Origin of the sequence: Pseudomonas poae RE*1-1-14, from assembly GCF_000336465.1 — a bacterium.
GTDB lineage: Bacteria > Pseudomonadota > Gammaproteobacteria > Pseudomonadales > Pseudomonadaceae > Aquipseudomonas > Aquipseudomonas poae.
This window is the reverse complement of the sequence record NC_020209.1, coordinates 2009773-2026383: the sequence shown is the minus strand read 5'-3', so window position 1 is coordinate 2026383 and position 16611 is coordinate 2009773. Positions and strand designations below refer to the sequence as shown.

The window sequence follows — 16611 nt, the reverse complement described above, 5'->3', positions numbered from 1 at the left end:
TCGATGAACGGTCGATGGCGAACGGAAGATGCCGTCTGTCTGTGGCGCTCAATATCCAGTGAACCCGCGAACGTTGACGGTCCTCCACACACCTGAGTGTTCTGAGATGAGCGCCCTGAAAGGGGGCTTTGAAATAGTGTTGAAAAGACAAACGAGGTGCCTAGCATGAAAGCGATCAGGATCAAGCAGTTCGGTGGCCCGCAGGTCATGCAGTTGACGCAGGTGCAAGTGCCGGAGCCCAAGCCGGGCGAGGTGCTGGTGAAGAATTTTTTCGTCGGCATCAATCCGGTGGATTACAAGATTCGCGAGGGCCAATACCCGCAAGTGACAACCGATGAATTGCCGCTGACGTTGGGCAGGGAAGTTGCCGGGCTGATCGAAGAGGTCGGTCAAGGCGTGAGTGATTTCAAGAAAGGCGACCGGGTGTTTGCGATGTTGGGCGCTGATGGCGCCTACGCCGAGTATTCCTGCGTGCCGGTTGAGCATCTGGCACGCATACCTGCGGGCCTCGATTGGCCTCACGCAGCGGGTGTGCCACTGGCCGGGCACACGGCCTGGCAGGCGTTGGTGGAGCATGGTCGGATCGAACACGGGCAAAAGGTGCTGATCCACGGAGGCACGGGAGGTGTTGGTCACTTCGCTGTGCAATTTGCCAAGGTCAAGGGCGCCGAGGTCTATGCGACGGCGTCAACCGAGAGCTTGCCGTTCTTGAACGAGCTGGGCGTGGACCGGGCGATCGATTACAAAACTGAGCGATTCGAGGCGATCTGCAAGGACTTTGATCTGGTGATCGACTTGATCGGCGGTGACACCCAGGCGCGTTCCTGGCAGGTACTGGGGGAGGGTGGCCGGCTGGTGTCCACCCTGACGATGCCGGACGCTCACCATCCGCAGGCGGCAGGCAAGACCGGGACACGATTCACCGCCGTCCCCCGAGGGGACGAATTGGCCGAGATCGCAGGTTTGATCGAGGCGGGCAATGTGCAGGTCTTTATCGCCAAGGTATTTGAGCTGAACGAGGCCGAGCAGGCGCTGGATTTTCTGGCCGGGGAACATGTGCACGGTAAAGTGGTGTTGCGCGTCAGCGAATGAGGACGCGAGGCTCGACATAAAGCCCATGGACGATTGCGCCGCCGCCTGGTCGGCGCAATCCACTCAACAGCCAGTGCCTCAGTGCGCCAGCATGTTGTGATGAATACTGTCCATGATCCAGAGCGAGAGTCCTACCAGCAGAAGAATGACGACCGCCGAGAAAATCAGCGCAACCAGGTTCCAGCGTTGTTCCTCGGCCGTATCCAGATGCAGGAAGAACCTGAGGTGGACCAGGACCTGGATAGCCCCCAGCGCCACCACCAGCCAGGCAGTGCCGGTACGTGGCAGCGCGGGGAATATCACCAGGGCGAACGGGATCAGGGTCAGCGCGACCGAAAGCAGGAATCCGACCAGGTAGGCGCGGCGGCTGCCATGGCGTGTTCCGGCGCTGCTGTGAAGCGAGCTTTGCTTGTACATATCACACCACTCCCAACAGATAGACCACGGTAAACACACAGATCCACACCACATCCAGGAAGTGCCAGAACAGGCTAAGGCAACTGAGCCGCGTGGCATTGGTGCTGGTGAGGCCTTTTTGATGAACCTGGACCATCAGCACCGCCATCCAGATCAATCCCGTCAGCACGTGCGCGCCATGGGTGCCGACCAGCGTGAAGAACGCGGTGAGAAACGCACTGCGGTCCGGTCCGTGGCCTTCAGCGATCAGATGGTGAAACTCATTGATTTCCATGGCGATGAAGCCGGCACCCAGTACAAATGTAATACCCAGCCAGCGCAGTACCTGGCGTTGCTGGCCACGGTTCATCGCGAGCATCGCGTAGCCGTAGGTGAGGCTGCTCAACAACAGCAGCATGGTTTCAGCGAGGACATAGGGCAGTTCGAAAACGTCCACGCCCGATGGGCCGCCCGCCACGCTGTCGCGCAACACCGCATAGCCGGCGAACAACGTGGCGAACAGGATGCAGTCAGTCATCAGGTAGATCCAGAACCCGAAAACGCTGAGTGAGCCCGCGTCCTCGTGGCCATGTTCCTGGGTATGAGCGACGTCTTTTTCAATCACGGTGTTGGACATGGATCAAGCCTCTGCCAGGTCTTTGAGACGGGTCGCTTCGATGCGCGCGACCTCTTGCGCCGGCACGAAGTAATCCGTGTCTTCGTCGTAACTGCGCACCACGAACGTGACCACCGAGGCCACCAGGCCGAACGCCGCCATCCACCAGATGTGCCAGACCAGAGCGAAGCCGCAGATCAGTGTGAACAGGCTGATCACCAGGCCCGAGGCGGTGTTGCACGGCATGTGGATGCTTCGATAGTCGGTGTGGCTGAGGGTGCTCACACCGCGCTCCTTCATGCCCCAATAGGCGTCCAGGTCGCTGACTTTGGGTTGCTCGGCGAAGTTGTACAGCGGTGGCGGCGAGGAGGTGGCCCATTCCAGCGTGCGTCCGTCCCACGGGTCGCCGGTGAGGTCGCGATACCGGTGACGCCTGCGGATACTGACAAACAGTTGCAGTGCCTGGGCCGCCACGCCGCAGAGAATGATTGCCACGCCGAGCAGCTCAAGCAGGAGCCAGGGCCGCCATTGCGGGTTGTCGAAATGGTTGAGCCGCCGCGTCATGCCCATGAAGCCCAGCACGTACGACGGCATGAAGGCGAAATAAAAGCCGGTCAGCCAGCACCAGAAAGCGATGCGGCCCAATCGGTCATTCAGCCGGAAGCCGAAGGCCTTGGGGAACCAGTAGGTCAGGCCGGCCATGTAACCAAAGAGGGCGCCGCCGATGATCACGTTGTGAAAGTGCGCGATCAGGAACAGGCTGTTGTGCAGCAGGAAGTCGGCGCCAGGGACTGCCAGCAGTACCCCGGTCATGCCGCCGATGCTGAAGGTCACGATAAAGCCCAAGGTCCACAGCATCGGCGTTTCGAAGCGCACCCGCCCGCGGAACATGGTGAACAGCCAGGTGAAGATTTTCACACCGGTCGGCACCGCAATGATCATCGTCATGATGCCGAAGAACGCGTTGACGTTGCCTCCGGCCCCCATGGTGAAAAAGTGATGCAGCCACACAATGAACGACAACACGGTAATCGAGATCGTTGCCCACACCAGCGACACGTAGCCGAACAGCCGTTTACTGCTGAACGTCGCGGCAATCTCGGAAAACACCCCGAACGCCGGCAGGATCAGGATGTACACCTCCGGGTGCCCCCAGGCCCAGATGAGGTTGACATACATCATCGGGTTGCCGCCGGCTTCGTTGGTAAAGAAGTGCATGCCCAGATAACGGTCCAGGCTCAGCATGAGCAGGGTGGCGGTGAGAATCGGAAACGCCGCCAGGATCAGCACCGAGGTGCACAGCGCGTTCCAGGTGAACACCGGCATCTTGAACAGGGTCATCCCTTCGGTGCGCATCTTCAGGATCGTGACGAAGAAGTTTACCCCCGTCAGTAACGTGCCTATGCCGGATATCTGCAGTGACCAGATGTAATAATCCACCCCGACTCCCGGGCTGTAGGCCAGCCCGGATAACGGCGGATAGGCAACCCAACCGGTGCGCGCGAACTCACCGACCCCCAGTGAAATGTTCACCAGCGCGGCGCCGACCACGAACAGCCAGAAGCTCAGCGCGTTGAGAAACGGGTAGGCCACATCGCGCGCGCCGATCTGCAGCGGCACCACGATGTTCATCAAGCCGACCACGAAAGGCATGGCCATGAAAAAAATCATGATCACGCCGTGGGCGGTGAAGATCTGGTCGTAGTGTTCCGGTGGCAGATAACCCGGCCCGCCACTGGCGGCCATGGCTTGCTGGGTGCGCATCATGATCGCATCGGAAAAACCGCGCAGCAGCATCACCAGCGCGACGATGATGTACATGCAGCCGATCTTTTTGTGGTCCACCGAGGTGAACCACTCGCGCCACAGATAGCCCCATTTGCGTTTCCAGGTAATCGTGCCCAGCATCGCCACGCCAATCAGCCCGACGACCGCCAGCGTGTACATCACAATGGGCTCAGTGGTTGGAATCGCGTCCCATGACAGTTTTCCAAACATGGTTATTGCTCCTCGGCCAGCAGACTGGGGTGTTGATCGGTGCGCGTGCCGGTGACGCTCGATTGAGCACCGTTCAATGGGGCCTGGTCGCGCTTGGGCTTCCTGGCCTTGTTCATGCCTTCGTATTGATCGACGATGTCCAGAAACAGCCGCTCCTGCACGGTCGAGTAATAGGTCACCGGATGCCGGATGGTGGGCTTGGCCAGTTGTGCGTAGCGAGCCTGGTCGAGGGGCGTTGCGGCGCCTTTGACCTTGGTTACCCACGTCTTGAAGTCGGCAGGGCTGAGGGACAGCGTGGCGAAATGCATGTCGGAAAAACCGGCGCCGTTGTAGTTGGCCGCGATCCCTCTGAACTCGCCGGTCTCATTGGCGATCAGGTGCAATTTGGTCTGCATGCCGGCCATGGCGTAAATCTGCCCGCCCAGAGCAGGAATGAAGAATGACGTCATGGCCGCGTCGGAGGTGATGGTGAAACTCACCGGCGTATGCACCGGCAAGGCCAGCTCATTGACGCTGGCGATGCCCAGGTCCGGGTAGATGAACAACCATTTCCAGTCAGTGGCCACCACCTGCACATTGATCGGTGGCGTCTCTGACTCGAGCGGGCGATAAGGGTCAAGTGCGTGGGTGGTTTCCCATGTCACCCATCCCAGGGCGATGATGATGAGCAGCGGCACGCCCCAGACCACCGCTTCGATGGGGTACGAGCTGGCCCAGCGTGGCGAGTAACGCGCCTTTTTATTGGTGGCGCGGTAGCGGTAGGCAAAAACGAACGTCAGCACGATGACCGGAACGACCACCAGCAGCATCAAACCGGTGGCGAGAATAATCAGGTCGCGTTCATCCGTCGCAACTTGCCCCTTGGGGTTGAACACAACGAGGTTGCAGCCGGTTAACAAGAAAAGATTGGCGATAGATACCAGGCAATAACCCATTGCTCGTTTCATGCCGTGCTCCTGTAGTGAAAACGTCCGTTATTGCGGTGCCGACACGGTAGTGCCAGTGTTCGAAAGTTATTTAAGCGAAACGCTGGCGCTGCGCTTGTTAGTGCGGGTGCAGTCGGCGGCTTAACGCCAGGCAATACGCCGCCTCCAGCGGATAAACGGCATCCACTGCACGGATCTACTGGCTTTCACTGCCGCTCTGCGGGGCGCGCTGCACCGCGTTCCCGAACAATTTTGAATAGACGTCCCGGGGTTGGTTTAACAATTTGTAACTTCCCCTGACGAACGGTTTAACAAGCGAAACGGTACTCGCCTGGTGGGAGCACGTGCTGTAACCGGTATTGGAAAAAAGGTGGAATTCCTGCTGAATCATTCAGGTCTTACTTGAAGGCCAACTTACTAACTAACGGCCGGGGGAGAGCAGTTATGTTTATTCGTGGTACTACCTACAAGGCCTGGGCCGAAAAGGCACTCGAGGAAGAGTGCTTTACCCAGGAAGTGGAAAACGGCTGCCATATCGAAGTCAGGGCCCGTGAGCGCAAAGACGACGATATTGAAGTGCTGGTCTGCGTCTATACCGCCACGGGGGACTGTGTCGGCGAGCGCGTCAGTCAGTTGCCCGGCGCGCAATGGACCGTGCACGACGCGCTAAAGCGCGGCATCGATCAGGCGGAACGAATTGCCGGCGGGGAGTCGGGGCGCTTGCCCTGTGCTGACGCGCACGTGCGTGACGATGATTGACGGGCTGTCTAGCTCAAGTCGTGCAGGTCTCGCGCGAGAGGCTGGCTCAACGACCATTCAGAAAACTTTACCCTCAACCCTTGCCGCTGCGGTGTGCAGCACATAGGGCCAACCGTATAGCGTTCCGCGCGTGGAAATGGAGCAAGCCTGAGCAGTGGCCAAGTGATGCCGTTTGTGGAGTACTGCAAGCGCAGCACGCCATCGGAAACGGTCACACGAAGCCAGAAATCGGTTGGGTCGCCAGAAAAACAGCTCGGCGCCCAATCCGACGTGCCCTGTGTCAGCACGCTGCTGATCATTGGCATTCCATCGTTATATTCAATCCCTGCCTTGAGCCAGGTCTGCTCATTGAGCCTGACCATGATGCCCGCCTGGTCATAGAGCTCGCGAAAATCGGCGTTGACTCTGACTTGAGCGGTAAAGTCTCCCGTGGTATCGAACCCCAGAAAATGCCCACTGTCTCGAATGAACCCATAATGGGTTTCACGCCAAAAGTCGGTTTGAGAGTCAGTAAAAATCTCTAATGAGTGGTCAGCCAAGCGTTGGCAAAGGCTCGGTTTGTTCAGCCACTTAGCGGCTTGCCACATTGACCCTTCAATGTTCTGGCTGACTGTTTCCTGTTTTTTATCCACTACGTTACCCTCAATGTTTCGCTACTCCCGGCAAGTCCATATTGATCCTGCGCCAGAAGGCTTCAGAGAAGCTGTAAACCGAGAACGCAATCAGCCCCAATGCCATCACTATCAAAATCAGCCATCCAGCTGGGAGATTCTGGAGCGCGTCCAGGGCTTCCTTCATACCCGGTGGGTCCATGGCCTGATACGCAGAACCACTGATTGCCAGCAGCACCGAAATTTCCAAAAACACGACGCCCCGGGCAATCAGTCCGAATCGAGATACCGGGCGGACGTACCGCATGACGTCTTCGTCGGCCTCAAAGTATTTCTCGAACGACGCCTTCCACCCCTTGATGATATGAGCAACACCGACACCAAAAGGAACCAGCGCGATCAGGTACACCAACAGATTCGAGTGATCCCAGGACAAAAAATGCGCGAGCCAGTCTTTGGTCTGCCCCCTGGAATCGCCCGAACTCCTGATGCCGCTAACGAGCAGGCCCAATGCAAAAAATGCTAAAGCGCCGTTGACCATACCGCCGGCCAACAGACCCGCGCGAATGACCAGGCCTTTGAACGCTTTGCCGTGATGATCGACATCACGCGTAGCCTGGAGCACGCGCCAGGCAGCAAATGCGAGCAGCCCGGCCACCACAACTCCGATTAGAAAATAGCCAAAGGGTTGGCTTAGCAATGCTTCCAGGCTTTTGTGACTGTCCTTGGGCTTCGTCGCATCCTGCGCTGCCAGCAGGGCGAAGATACCGATGATCAAATAAAGCAGTCCCCGAGCGGCGTAGCCTCCCCGGGCCAGTATTACCAGGCTATGGTGCGTGTACATTCGATGCATTCCAGAGATGTGATACAGGAGCAGACCCCTCATGCTGATTGGGGTTCTAATTCCTTGCTTTTCAGGCTGATTGGCAATGGCGCGATCGGCGTGCAGTACGGTAACGGGCTCTACGGCCGGCGAAGCTCAAACGGTGCAGGGCAGGGTAGGTTCATGTGCGAGCCGGATGAGGAATATGCAGCTCAGCTTAAAAGAGAGAACGTCATTGAAAAATATATGGCTGGCGACAATCGTAACTCTCGTCATCAGTGTGAGCTTTTGGCTGGCGGCGTCATGGTCCGCCGACGTGAATGAGCCGTGGGACGCGCAATGTTATTTGACTGTTCTGTATCCTGCGTCCCTGGCACTGACATTGGTGCTTGGTCTGCTGTTTCAAAAACGCAGATGGCTGGCGGGCCCCATCGTAATGTTCGGGCAGATTCCGTGTGTGATGATCAGCTCTGAGGCAGGGCCGTTGCTGGCAGTCGGCATTTTGTATTCGATTTTGCTTTCGATCCCGGCAGTGATGTTGTCCTGGGTTGCTTGCGTTATCTGTCGGCGGATGGCTGCTGGGGGGTAGCGGCGTTGTTTATTCGGAGTTGAGGGGGGTTAGGTCACAAGCGTTTGGGGAATGGGCGGGTATTTACAGTGGTGGTTTTCCTACCAGACTCGATAAGAAGATGAGTGCTGAGAATCCTAGAAAACCCGTTCAGGCTTTCCGTACTTGGATGTAACCGTAATGACTTTTGACACTGATTGCCGTTAAGCTGCTAACTCCTCTTTCATCAAGGACGATTATGAAAAAGCTCATCGCTGTAATCGGTATGTGTTTTGTACTCGGTGGTTGCGCCACTTCGCACTACACCGCAGGCCGGGATTTCTCGTCGGCCAATGTGGCCAGCATCACTAAGAGCAAGACGACGACATCCGAACTGAAGTCGCTCTTCGGCGAGCCCTATGCTAAGAGTGCTGTCAGCGAGACAGACGAGAAGTGGATCTACACCTACACCAGCGGTTCAGCGCATGCGCAGAACTACGTGGTGACGATGAAGGTCACGACAACAGGCACCCAGAAGACACTCGACGTGCTCATCCGCAACGATGTGGTAATTAACTACACATTTAGCGAAGGCCCTGCACCCGGCACTACAACAGCAACCAACTGAGATAGCGCGTTGCGCCGGTAGAGCTTCGCTGCCATCGTCAGAATCTAACGCTGACAGCGCTTTTATTTCAAAAGCTAGCACAATTGCTGGCTGAACAACTGGCGGGTTTACCGCTGGTCTGGTGGCAGAGGAGCGCGGTCGAGCAGATCCCAAAACCTGGTCTTGGTGCGTCCACCCGCGATGGAAAGGTACAATCTATCCCTTATTTCGCCGGGATGGATTTCATGCATTTATACATCGTGCGGCATGGTGAAACCTGGGCTAATGCCGAACATCGATACCTTGGATCTCTTGATCCAGAACTTACCGCGCTGGGCCGCCGGCAAGCTCAAACGCTTTGCGAGAAATTGCCCGCAAACCTTGATGTACTTGTCGTTTCTCCACGCCTCAGGGCAGTACAAACAGCGAGTATTCTGAACGAACGCCTGAAGCTCTCACCTGAAATAATGGACTGCTTCAGAGAGCGGGATGTCGGCGTTTTCGAGGGGTTGACCCAAGGCGATGCCAAGAAGCGCTATCCGCAACTCTGGTCGCGGAACATCACTCGACTTTGGGATGCTGGGCCGACCGATGGTGAGTCGATCTCTGACGTTGTGAAACGAGTGCGAGACGGTTTAGCTGAGCTGGAATCGAAATACCCCTCCAAAACTATTTTGCTTGTAGCACACGGCTTTGTTGCAAAAGTAGTCCGAGCACTGGCCGTAGGAGACTTTTCAGACTTTTACGAATGGCAACTTTCAAATGGTAACATGCTGTTTTTGCAAAGCTTCAATATACCTATACAAGATATTGAAACCCTGAGACGCTCTCTACCCATAGCGTGATGTGGGCTGCTGCTAGCTTTGCGGCAGCAACTCCGTAATCTCACTTGCCCGCTGCGTCGGTAGACGAGTCAGCACGTCCTTCAAATACGCATACGGATCATGCCCATTCATACGTGCCGACCCACCTTGCGGCGTAAGCGGACGGTAAACACACCTTGTGAATATCTCGTCCTCCCCGGTTCTGATGGCAGCTTGCTTCGCTTATGCTTCCCGACTCACGCGTAAGGATCGGAGTAGGTGTGACGGCATGGAAGCAGATAAATCTTGTCCTGTAGTTCTGCGAGGCAGAGAAACGCTGGAAATCTTAGCGTTCGAGCATCCATTAGCAGGCTTTCAGCTGGTCAAAGGCACTGTCGAACCAGGTGAGTCAAGCGACCGGGCTGCGGTTCGAGAGCTGAAAGAAGAAGCAGGGATTCAGTCGACAGTTGGGCGACATTTGGGGCAGCGGCGATGCATCGTAACTGGACACACATGGGCATTTCATGAATGTCATGCTGCCCAAAACCTTCCAGAAACTTGGATGCATTTTGCAGAAGATGATGGAGGCCATGAATTCAGATTCTTTTGGCATCCGCTCGTGAGCGAGCCCTCTGAGAATTGGCATCAGGTTTTCAAGGATGCTTTGAGCTTTCTTCGGAAAAAACTCACTGAAGCCTAATCATCGAGTGACAGCCCGAATAAGACGCAGAGAATCTCGCGCTTCCAAACCGTTCTTGTCGATTTATTCGAAGGAATCACCGTCACAACTGGCACCATGGTGGGCCTTGAAAAAGTGTCCAGTTGGGGGCTGACAGGGGGTTAGCGGAAGTGACGCATCTCAGCGTGAAACATGATTTTACAAGTGGGCGATGTCAGATGTTCACAAGCTGCTCGTAAGCCCACTTCGCTGGGCTCAATGCGCTCAAAATGAATGTGCTTGTTCATCGATTAATGTTCATGGACGAGGTTTTCCGCTCGTCTGGCCGATCCGACCTTTGGCAACTACTTAAGCGGTGGCTGGCGGCGAGGACCTGAACGGCGGCCCTTTTGTCTAACGTATGCATGGATAAGTTACTCATGCGCCACGTTCCCCACAGCCAGAGACAGCGAATCACCAAGAATGCGCCACAAAGCGGTAAGACGCCGACAGTAGGTGCCTTCACTACAGTAAATCAACTCGACATGAAGACTGTCGATAACCGCGATATAAGCATCCTGAAACATCGAAATCTCGTTCGCCGACAGTGCTGGATACCTGTTCTCAAGGCTTGCGCCAAAGCGTTCGCGAAGACGATCCAGATAGGCTTCAAAGCCACTTGCAACCGATGCCTTTAACTCCGAAGGCGGAAAGAATGCCGTGCGCAGCAGGAAACGCAGAGCTGCGGAAGACTCGTAGCGGTTTGAAAGATTGTCCGTGTACAGCTTGCCAGGCTCGTCATCATTCGCCGGGACGCTTGCAAACATCTCTTCGATATAGTGCCTCTCCGTCGCCAGCGCCAGATTCAGCACGGCGTTGAACAGATCATCCTTGCTCTTGAAGTGCGCGTATAACGAGGGCTTGCGCATACCTGCCACGACAGCGATTTCATTGAGCGACGAGGCGTCGTATCCCCGCTCAGCGAAATGCACCAGAGCGATATCACAGATTCTGCTTGCCGAAGGGCTCAGCACTTTCATCGGGATGACCTTTTAATTCAATGATTTAACGCGGTGATGTGCTCGGCTCTGCCTTCGCGCACACTGCCCCAGGTCAGCGCACCCACCATAACGGCGCAGACTATCAGGAATGCGCACCAGGCAGTGGCGCCATAGCTGCTCGCCCAACCGGTCAACGGTGTGGCGAAGGCCGAGATGCCAAGCTGAAACGCGCCGAGCAATGCAGCCGTTGAACCCAGGGCAGTGGTTTGCGAAGACATCACCAGCGTCATCAGTGAGGTTTCTGCAATCCCCAATCCAAGCAGTGCTACCGCGACACCGGCAGCCAGCCAGTACAAACTAGAACCAGATACTGCTGCGCCGTATGCCATGACAGAACCTGCGAAGATGCAAAAAGCTCCAGCCGTTGCCATGCGGGCCAAACCGTACTTGCCCACCAGTCTGGTCGCCACGACCGCCCCTATGAGAATCGCGATGCCGGTTGCGCCAAACAGCGTACCGAACTGGGCAGCAGGCAGTCCGTACTCCTTCTGATAAACAAATGTAGCGCCGCCCACATAGGCAAAGAGAAAGAAGAACACTGCTGACAGCGCTAAGGCGGGCCTTAGAAAACGACCGTCTTTTGCGATGCGCGCATACGTGCGTATCGCCAGTCGCATATTCAATGGCTCGCGCTTTTGCATTGGTAGTGTTTCAGGCAAAACAGCCATCGAATTCACCGCCACCAGCGCACCGAGAACAGCCAGTACCAGCATGACGGCCCGCCATCCGAAATGCGTCTCAATGTAACCACCCAACCCCGGGGCGATGATGGGAGCAACACCTTGAATGGTCAGCAGCAGGCCAAAAAGTTTTGCTGCCTGAACACCCTGAGTGACGTCACGCACCATGCTCATGATGACTACCAACGTCAAAGCACTGCCTATCCCTTGGGCAAATCGTGCCACGAGTAGCCACTCAAGGGTTGGTGCCGCTCCTGCAGCCAGCGCACTCAAACTGAACAGCAACAAGCCTGCTATCAGTGGACGTCGACGGCCAAAGGCGTCAACTACCGGCCCGAACAGCAATTGCCCAAGCCCCATTGCCAACAAAAAGACCGTGAGCGTCAGCTGAATGCTGGCAACACTGGTCGAATAATCAACCGCCATTTCGGGCAGGCTTGGCAAATACATATCGACGGCTGAGGGCCCCAGTGCGGCGATGGCGCCCAAGGCAATGGCAAACTTTAGTGAAGGATTGCCGAAATGACTCTTTTCCATAACAAACTCATGATTGGCTTCCTATCGGAAGGTAGGAGGTAGCGAGAAGTTAACGAGAACCCAGAGGCAAGGTCAAGCCGTAATTTTCTTAGGGGCCAGGCATCATCGCCAGCGCTCCGCGCAAGGCATGCGCACGTAAGTGTTTTAGGCTTCAGTTCAAAGTGTTTTTTTCAAAAAGCGGCTGAAAATGAGCGGGATTTCTGAAACATTATTTTTAAGCGATCAAGGTAAGCGACTCAGTTCGCAGAAACGGGTTGGCCAAATCGATCACGCTGCGTTCGAGCCTGGTGCGCTGGATGTATCGACAGACGCTGTCACCTTGCGCACCAGCGATGGGAAAGCTGAGAGGGTGGCCATGTTGGCCCGCACGCCAACGGAACACTTAGCGCCAATGGCCGTAACTGTGTGGACGGAATCAGGGTTCAAATTGAACTCCGTGAGAGCCAGACTTGCCTGCGAACTAGGCGCCTTGGTATATCAGGCAAACCGCGTCATCGCTCTCGCGGGCAAGCCTGCTCCAACAGATGGCCCCCAATACCTCTTACAAGCGAAACCTCGACACCATGCTGTTCAGGTCTACCGCCAGGCGGGTCAACTCGCCGCTGGCGGCGCTCGTCTGGGCGGCGCCGTTGGAAGATTGCGTCGACAGGTCCCGGATGTTGACCAAGTTGCGGTCCACTTCACGGGCGACTGCAGCCTGTTCTTCCGCAGCGGCGGCGATGACCAGGTTACGCTCGTTGATCTCGATCACTGCGGTGTTGATGGTTTCCAACGCCAGGCCTGCGCCTTTCGCGATGTTCAGGGTAGATTCAGCACGGTCAGTGCTGTTACGCATTGAACTGACTGCTTTTTGGGTACCGCCTTGAATGCTGCCAACCATGCGTTCAATTTCGCTGGTGGACTGTTGGGTGCGATGGGCCAAAGCGCGTACTTCATCGGCGACAACCGCGAAGCCGCGACCGGCTTCACCGGCCCTGGCCGCTTCGATAGCTGCGTTCAGCGCCAGCAGGTTGGTCTGATCCGCCAAGCCACGAATCACGTCCAGAACCTTGCCGATGTCGCGGGACTCTTCCGCAAGATTACCAATCAGATCGGCGGTGCTTTGCACATCCCCGCTCATGCGTTCGATAGCGTTGACGGTTTCGTGAACCAGATCCCGGCCATCGCCTGCTGACGCCGTCGCGTTTTTTGACGCCTCGGAAGTGCTCACTGCGTTACGCGCCACTTCTTCGACGGCGCTGGTCATTTCGTTGACTGCAGTCGCAGCTTGCTCTATTTCGTTGTCCTGCTGCGCAAGGCCACGGGCGCTTTCATCGGTAACTGCGTTCAGCTCCTCGGCAGCGGAAGCCAGTTGTGTTGCGGATCCGGAAATACGCATCAAGGTATCGCGCAGTTTCTCTTGCATCTTTTGCATGGCGAGCAGCAACCGGCCCGCTTCGTCAGTGCCATCAACCTTTATCGGTCGGGTCAGATTACCTTCGGCGATGGTTTCAGCCGCTTCAAGTGCCAACGCTATCGGTTGGGTGATGCTCTTGGTCAGCATCCGGGCAAACAGCATAGTCAGTAGCGAGGCAATAATGAGGAGGCCGACAACCCAGTTGAACGCAGAGCTGTACTGGTCAGCAGCGGATTGATTGATGATAGCCAGCTGGGCGTTATTGAAGTCAGTAAGCTTATTCAACGCTACGTTGATCTGCTCAGCGTTAGCCGCAGATTCGGCGTTCAGCACGCGCGTTAGCTCCTGCAGATCGCCAGCCCGACTGAGGGTAACAAGGCGCGTTTCAATTTTGCGATATTCACCCATCAGCCGCATATAGTCGTTGTAGTCGGATTGCTCTACAGGAGATGAAATCAGTTTGGCGTATGCTGCCTGCGACTTGTTAAGTTGTTGGTTTTGTTCCTTAAGTAATTCGATGGTCCTGTTCTGAATATTCGGTTCGCGATCAGTCAACAGCCGATGCGATAAAACCCGCATACGGACGCCCGTCACCGTGAGAGCATTCAGGGTCTGAAAGCTAGGGACGCCATTTATCGCGATATCGTCGCCAGCTGCTCGGATCTTGCTCATCTGAGACAAGGCGAAGAGGCCGAGAATCAACATGAGCGCGCCTATCAGGGAGAACCCCAGAAATGCGCGCGGAGCAATGTTCATTGTTCTTATTGTCATGGTTTTCCCAGATCGTGGAATGTGCTCCCCGCAAGCAGCGGCGGATGGCCCAGCGCATAAGTTTTTATCGGTCGCTTGATGACACACTTGAGCGAAAACAGCTGTGTGCCGCATATTAAAACTGATATTGCCCACTCACCAACTTGCAGACATCGACTGATGGTGGCCCGATGCAGCCCGATGGCGACAATCTTCAACCCAAACGACCTGGACGCGACGTTCGTTCAGTTGGTAGAGACGCGCTAACAAGGTTGCATATTTCTCTTGCAGAATCAGTTCTAGAGGCTGCAGCAGCGTGGTAGAAGATGCTGTGCATAATGGTACTCAAGGATAGGGAATGGTCGGTTCGATGCCGGCGAACACCGCGCCAGCGCCGTCGTAAGTCGCTTCGCCGAGGAAAGCATGCTGTGTCACCACCATGGAGTCGCGTACGATCCATTGCAGACGATTGTCATTGAAGATGGCTGCAGTCCCCGCCAGTCGATAAGCCTTCATGACTACGTCCGCTCCGGTATGAGCGGCATGGGTGGCGCTGAGGCGTAATAAGTTAGTCTGCTGCAGGGTCACCGCATTACCGGCGATGAGCGAAGCCCATACAGCTTCGGCGGATTCGTAGAAAAACGCCTGGGCGCTTCGCAGCATCGCCTCTGCCTTACCCAGTTCGCTGCGATAATAAGCTCGATCACCCAAGCGCGGGGCACCGGTGACAGTCTTGGTGCTGCCCGACATTGCGATCACCAAGTCCAGTGCTGCGCGTGCCAGCCCAAGGTTAACGGCGGCGTGAACTTGCGCCTGGTAGGAAACGGACGGGTAATGATAGAGGGGCTCGTCAATTGTGGAGGCACTGCCCCGCACGAAAGTCCACTCGCGTTGGATGTTCTTTTGGTGCAATTTGAGGTCATGGCTCCCCGTCCCTTGCATCCCGACAACATTCCAGTTGTCGACGATCTGCACTTCGCTTGCCGGGAACACAGCGGTCAGCGGTTTGCCTGCCGTCGGTCCTCCACCGTTGGCCGATGTGCCACCTATGCCTACACCAATCCAGTTGGCGCCTTTGCACCCACTAGCAAACCGCCAGTGCCCGCTGACTTCCCAGCCATTTTCAGTCTCTTTGGCGGGTTGTAGAGGGTAAAGGCCGCCAGCATAGACCTGGTCTGGCCCGTTGGCATAAATCAACGCTTGGGTTGCCGGGGGGAGTGCCGCCAGGTAGATGTTGGCTGAGCCGAACGCGGTCACCCAACCGACCGAACCGTCGGCTTCGGAAACCCGCTCTACGATGCGTAGGAACTCGGCTGGAGGCAGCGCATCGCCACCGAAACATTTGGGAGTACTGGCGCGGAAGATACCCACTGCTTTCATTTTTTCGATCATGTCTAAAGGGACATGGGAGCGTTGGTTAAACTCGCTGCGACGCTCGGCAATCTCCGCAATCACATCATCCAGGGAAACCGCCTTGATGCTGATTGGAGCGCCTTTACGTGTGTCACGATAATCGAAATTGTTTTTGCTGTTCATGTTTATTGTTCTCTGGCTAGGGTGATTGCATACACGTTCAGAATGCGTGGGCTGATAAGAAAAAATCAAATTCGAAATATGAATAAGGTAAATAATCCGTGGGAATTAACTGTCGTGCCATGCGCCTCTAAAGGGGAGGGCGTTTAAGTGCGATGGCTATTCCTGCTGTCAATAGTGCGTATGAGTAAAGCGAATTTGACCGAATGAACAATCCCTCTCAACATGGATTCACCAAGTCAATAATTAACAGGTGAAGGTTATGGTTAGCGATCAATCAAAACAAAATTTCCGGCAAGCGCTGTCATTGTTGTCTGCGGCGGTGAATATCATTACTACCGATGGCCCCCATGGTCGCTTCGGATTAACTGCGAGTGCGGTCTGTTCGGTCACTGATACGCCCCCAACATTATTGGTTTGCATCAACCGTAACAGTTCAATTCATGAAGCGTTGCTGGGCAACAGGGCGTTGTGCGTAAATATACTGACCGGTGATCTGGAGGGTGTTGCGCGAAAGTTTGCTGGTATGACCGACCTGCCGCCTGCTGAACGTTTTGCCGGCCAGGATTGGCGGACAGGCTCCTCGGGCCTACCGGTGTTGAACGACGCCCTAGCAAGCCTCGAAGGAAACATAGTAGATATCAAGGAAGTCGGATCGCATTCGGTATTATTTGTAGAAATTAACCAAATTCAGGTCCGTGAAGAGGGGGAGAGTCTGATTTACTTTGGGAGAAACTTTCACCGTCTGGGGCGGGCTGCAGCCGTCAACGTACAGACGTCGGCATCCTGAATAATTGCAGTTCCCCATTCGTGGGTTA

17 protein-coding genes and 2 pseudogenes are annotated in these 16611 nt (G+C 55.8%); 7 read left to right on the top strand and 12 right to left on the bottom strand.

The annotated features are described in order from the left end of the window. Positions 1 to 165 precede the first annotated feature (165 nt). On the top strand, positions 166 to 1092 hold the full coding sequence (locus tag H045_RS09025) for an NADP-dependent oxidoreductase (RefSeq protein ID WP_015372148.1): 927 nt from the start codon (positions 166 to 168) through the stop codon (positions 1090 to 1092). A gap of 78 nt (positions 1093 to 1170) precedes the next feature. Here H045_RS09025 and cyoD read toward each other — a convergent pair whose 3' ends face one another. From cyoD to cyoA, 4 genes are read right to left on the bottom strand one after another with little or no spacing between them, the layout of a single operon-like run. Then, the gene (gene cyoD, locus H045_RS09020) at positions 1171 to 1509 is read right to left on the bottom strand and encodes a cytochrome o ubiquinol oxidase subunit IV (RefSeq protein WP_015372147.1); all 339 of its coding nucleotides are present in this window, start codon (positions 1507 to 1509) and stop codon (positions 1171 to 1173) included. A 1-nt stretch (position 1510) separates the two neighbouring features. Then, positions 1511 to 2125, bottom strand: coding sequence for a cytochrome o ubiquinol oxidase subunit III (locus H045_RS09015; protein ID WP_015372146.1), 615 nt, complete (start codon positions 2123 to 2125; stop codon positions 1511 to 1513). A gap of 3 nt (positions 2126 to 2128) precedes the next feature. Beyond that, on the bottom strand, positions 2129 to 4102 hold the full coding sequence (gene cyoB, locus H045_RS09010) for a cytochrome o ubiquinol oxidase subunit I (RefSeq protein ID WP_015372145.1): 1974 nt from the start codon (positions 4100 to 4102) through the stop codon (positions 2129 to 2131). A 2-nt stretch (positions 4103 to 4104) separates the two neighbouring features. Further along, a complete protein-coding gene (gene cyoA, locus H045_RS09005) occupies positions 4105 to 5049 on the bottom strand; it encodes a ubiquinol oxidase subunit II (RefSeq protein WP_032869773.1) in 945 nt (314 codons plus the stop codon). A gap of 423 nt (positions 5050 to 5472) precedes the next feature. Between cyoA and H045_RS09000 the strand changes: the two genes are divergently transcribed. Beyond that, complete coding sequence (locus H045_RS09000) at positions 5473 to 5787, top strand: hypothetical protein (protein ID WP_003230651.1); 315 nt, start codon at positions 5473 to 5475, stop codon at positions 5785 to 5787. 8 nt (positions 5788 to 5795) lie between these two features. Here H045_RS09000 and H045_RS08995 read toward each other — a convergent pair whose 3' ends face one another. Then, complete coding sequence (locus H045_RS08995) at positions 5796 to 6374, bottom strand: DUF1349 domain-containing protein (RefSeq protein WP_050557251.1); 579 nt, start codon at positions 6372 to 6374, stop codon at positions 5796 to 5798. 55 nt (positions 6375 to 6429) lie between these two features. Further along, positions 6430 to 7242 (bottom strand): DUF1206 domain-containing protein, encoded by an 813-nt coding sequence (locus H045_RS08990; protein ID WP_015372143.1) that lies wholly within the window; start codon positions 7240 to 7242, stop codon positions 6430 to 6432. 184 nt (positions 7243 to 7426) lie between these two features. Here H045_RS08990 and H045_RS08985 point away from each other — a divergent pair, with 184 nt between their 5' ends. The 3 genes from H045_RS08985 to H045_RS24470 all read left to right on the top strand — a co-directional run bounded on the left by H045_RS08985 (position 7427) and on the right by H045_RS24470 (position 9220). Further along, complete coding sequence (locus H045_RS08985; RefSeq protein ID WP_015372142.1) at positions 7427 to 7810, top strand: hypothetical protein; 384 nt, start codon at positions 7427 to 7429, stop codon at positions 7808 to 7810. 217 nt (positions 7811 to 8027) lie between these two features. Continuing rightward, a complete protein-coding gene (locus H045_RS08980) occupies positions 8028 to 8396 on the top strand; it encodes a hypothetical protein (protein ID WP_003230657.1) in 369 nt (122 codons plus the stop codon). An 83-nt stretch (positions 8397 to 8479) separates the two neighbouring features. Then, a complete protein-coding gene (locus tag H045_RS24470; RefSeq protein ID WP_015372141.1) occupies positions 8480 to 9220 on the top strand; it encodes a histidine phosphatase family protein in 741 nt (246 codons plus the stop codon). 12 nt (positions 9221 to 9232) lie between these two features. Here H045_RS24470 and H045_RS24465 read toward each other — a convergent pair. Beyond that, a pseudogene (locus H045_RS24465) lies at positions 9233 to 9340 on the bottom strand (transposase domain-containing protein); the annotation flags it as partial. Between the two features lie 127 nt (positions 9341 to 9467). On the opposite strand from H045_RS24465, the gene H045_RS24460 reads away from it, so the two are divergent. Beyond that, entirely contained in the window at positions 9468 to 9878 is a 411-nt protein-coding gene (locus H045_RS24460; RefSeq protein WP_015372140.1) for an NUDIX hydrolase, read from the top strand. 392 nt (positions 9879 to 10270) lie between these two features. Here H045_RS24460 and H045_RS08975 read toward each other — a convergent pair whose 3' ends face one another. The 5 genes and pseudogenes from H045_RS08975 to H045_RS08960 all read right to left on the bottom strand — a co-directional run bounded on the left by H045_RS08975 (position 10271) and on the right by H045_RS08960 (position 15796). After that, positions 10271 to 10876, bottom strand: a complete 606-nt coding sequence (locus tag H045_RS08975; RefSeq protein ID WP_015372139.1) for a TetR/AcrR family transcriptional regulator — start codon at positions 10874 to 10876, stop codon at positions 10271 to 10273. Positions 10877 to 10893: 17 nt separating this feature from the next. Continuing rightward, positions 10894 to 12114: a multidrug effflux MFS transporter gene (locus H045_RS08970; protein ID WP_015372138.1), complete on the bottom strand. Its 1221-nt coding sequence runs from the start codon at positions 12112 to 12114 to the stop codon at positions 10894 to 10896. 217 nt (positions 12115 to 12331) lie between these two features. Beyond that, positions 12332 to 12436 (bottom strand): annotated as a pseudogene (locus H045_RS25475) (transcriptional regulator FeaR); the annotation flags it as partial. Between the two features lie 219 nt (positions 12437 to 12655). Further along, positions 12656 to 14281 carry a methyl-accepting chemotaxis protein gene (locus H045_RS25980; protein WP_015372137.1) on the bottom strand — a complete coding sequence of 542 codons (1626 nt, stop codon included), beginning with the start codon at positions 14279 to 14281 and terminating at the stop codon, positions 12656 to 12658. Positions 14282 to 14605: 324 nt separating this feature from the next. Continuing rightward, the gene (locus H045_RS08960) at positions 14606 to 15796 is read right to left on the bottom strand and encodes an acyl-CoA dehydrogenase family protein (RefSeq protein ID WP_015372136.1); all 1191 of its coding nucleotides are present in this window, start codon (positions 15794 to 15796) and stop codon (positions 14606 to 14608) included. A 259-nt stretch (positions 15797 to 16055) separates the two neighbouring features. Between H045_RS08960 and H045_RS08955 the strand changes: the two genes are divergently transcribed. Further along, positions 16056 to 16583, top strand: a complete 528-nt coding sequence (locus tag H045_RS08955; RefSeq protein ID WP_041931477.1) for a flavin reductase — start codon at positions 16056 to 16058, stop codon at positions 16581 to 16583. Positions 16584 to 16611: the final 28 nt, after the last annotated feature.

Bases quoted from the DNA above. Each gene is read 5' to 3' on its own strand.
- H045_RS09025 (WP_015372148.1), top strand. From the start codon at position 166: ATGAAAGCGATCAGGATCAAGCAGTTCGGTGGCCCGCAGGTCATGCAG.
- cyoD (WP_015372147.1), bottom strand. From the start codon at position 1,509: ATGTACAAGCAAAGCTCGCTTCACAGCAGCGCCGGAACACGCCATGGC.
- H045_RS09015 (WP_015372146.1), bottom strand. From the start codon at position 2,125: ATGTCCAACACCGTGATTGAAAAAGACGTCGCTCATACCCAGGAACAT.
- cyoB (WP_015372145.1), bottom strand. From the start codon at position 4,102: ATGTTTGGAAAACTGTCATGGGACGCGATTCCAACCACTGAGCCCATT.
- cyoA (WP_032869773.1), bottom strand. From the start codon at position 5,049: ATGAAACGAGCAATGGGTTATTGCCTGGTATCTATCGCCAATCTTTTC.
- H045_RS09000 (WP_003230651.1), top strand. From the start codon at position 5,473: ATGTTTATTCGTGGTACTACCTACAAGGCCTGGGCCGAAAAGGCACTC.
- H045_RS08995 (WP_050557251.1), bottom strand. From the start codon at position 6,374: ATGTGGCAAGCCGCTAAGTGGCTGAACAAACCGAGCCTTTGCCAACGC.
- H045_RS08990 (WP_015372143.1), bottom strand. From the start codon at position 7,242: ATGTACACGCACCATAGCCTGGTAATACTGGCCCGGGGAGGCTACGCC.
- H045_RS08985 (WP_015372142.1), top strand. From the start codon at position 7,427: ATGCAGCTCAGCTTAAAAGAGAGAACGTCATTGAAAAATATATGGCTG.
- H045_RS08980 (WP_003230657.1), top strand. From the start codon at position 8,028: ATGAAAAAGCTCATCGCTGTAATCGGTATGTGTTTTGTACTCGGTGGT.
- H045_RS24460 (WP_015372140.1), top strand. From the start codon at position 9,468: ATGGAAGCAGATAAATCTTGTCCTGTAGTTCTGCGAGGCAGAGAAACG.
- H045_RS08975 (WP_015372139.1), bottom strand. From the start codon at position 10,876: ATGAAAGTGCTGAGCCCTTCGGCAAGCAGAATCTGTGATATCGCTCTG.
- H045_RS08970 (WP_015372138.1), bottom strand. From the start codon at position 12,114: ATGGAAAAGAGTCATTTCGGCAATCCTTCACTAAAGTTTGCCATTGCC.
- H045_RS25980 (WP_015372137.1), bottom strand. From the start codon at position 14,281: ATGACAATAAGAACAATGAACATTGCTCCGCGCGCATTTCTGGGGTTC.
- H045_RS08960 (WP_015372136.1), bottom strand. From the start codon at position 15,796: ATGAACAGCAAAAACAATTTCGATTATCGTGACACACGTAAAGGCGCT.
- H045_RS08955 (WP_041931477.1), top strand. From the start codon at position 16,056: ATGGTTAGCGATCAATCAAAACAAAATTTCCGGCAAGCGCTGTCATTG.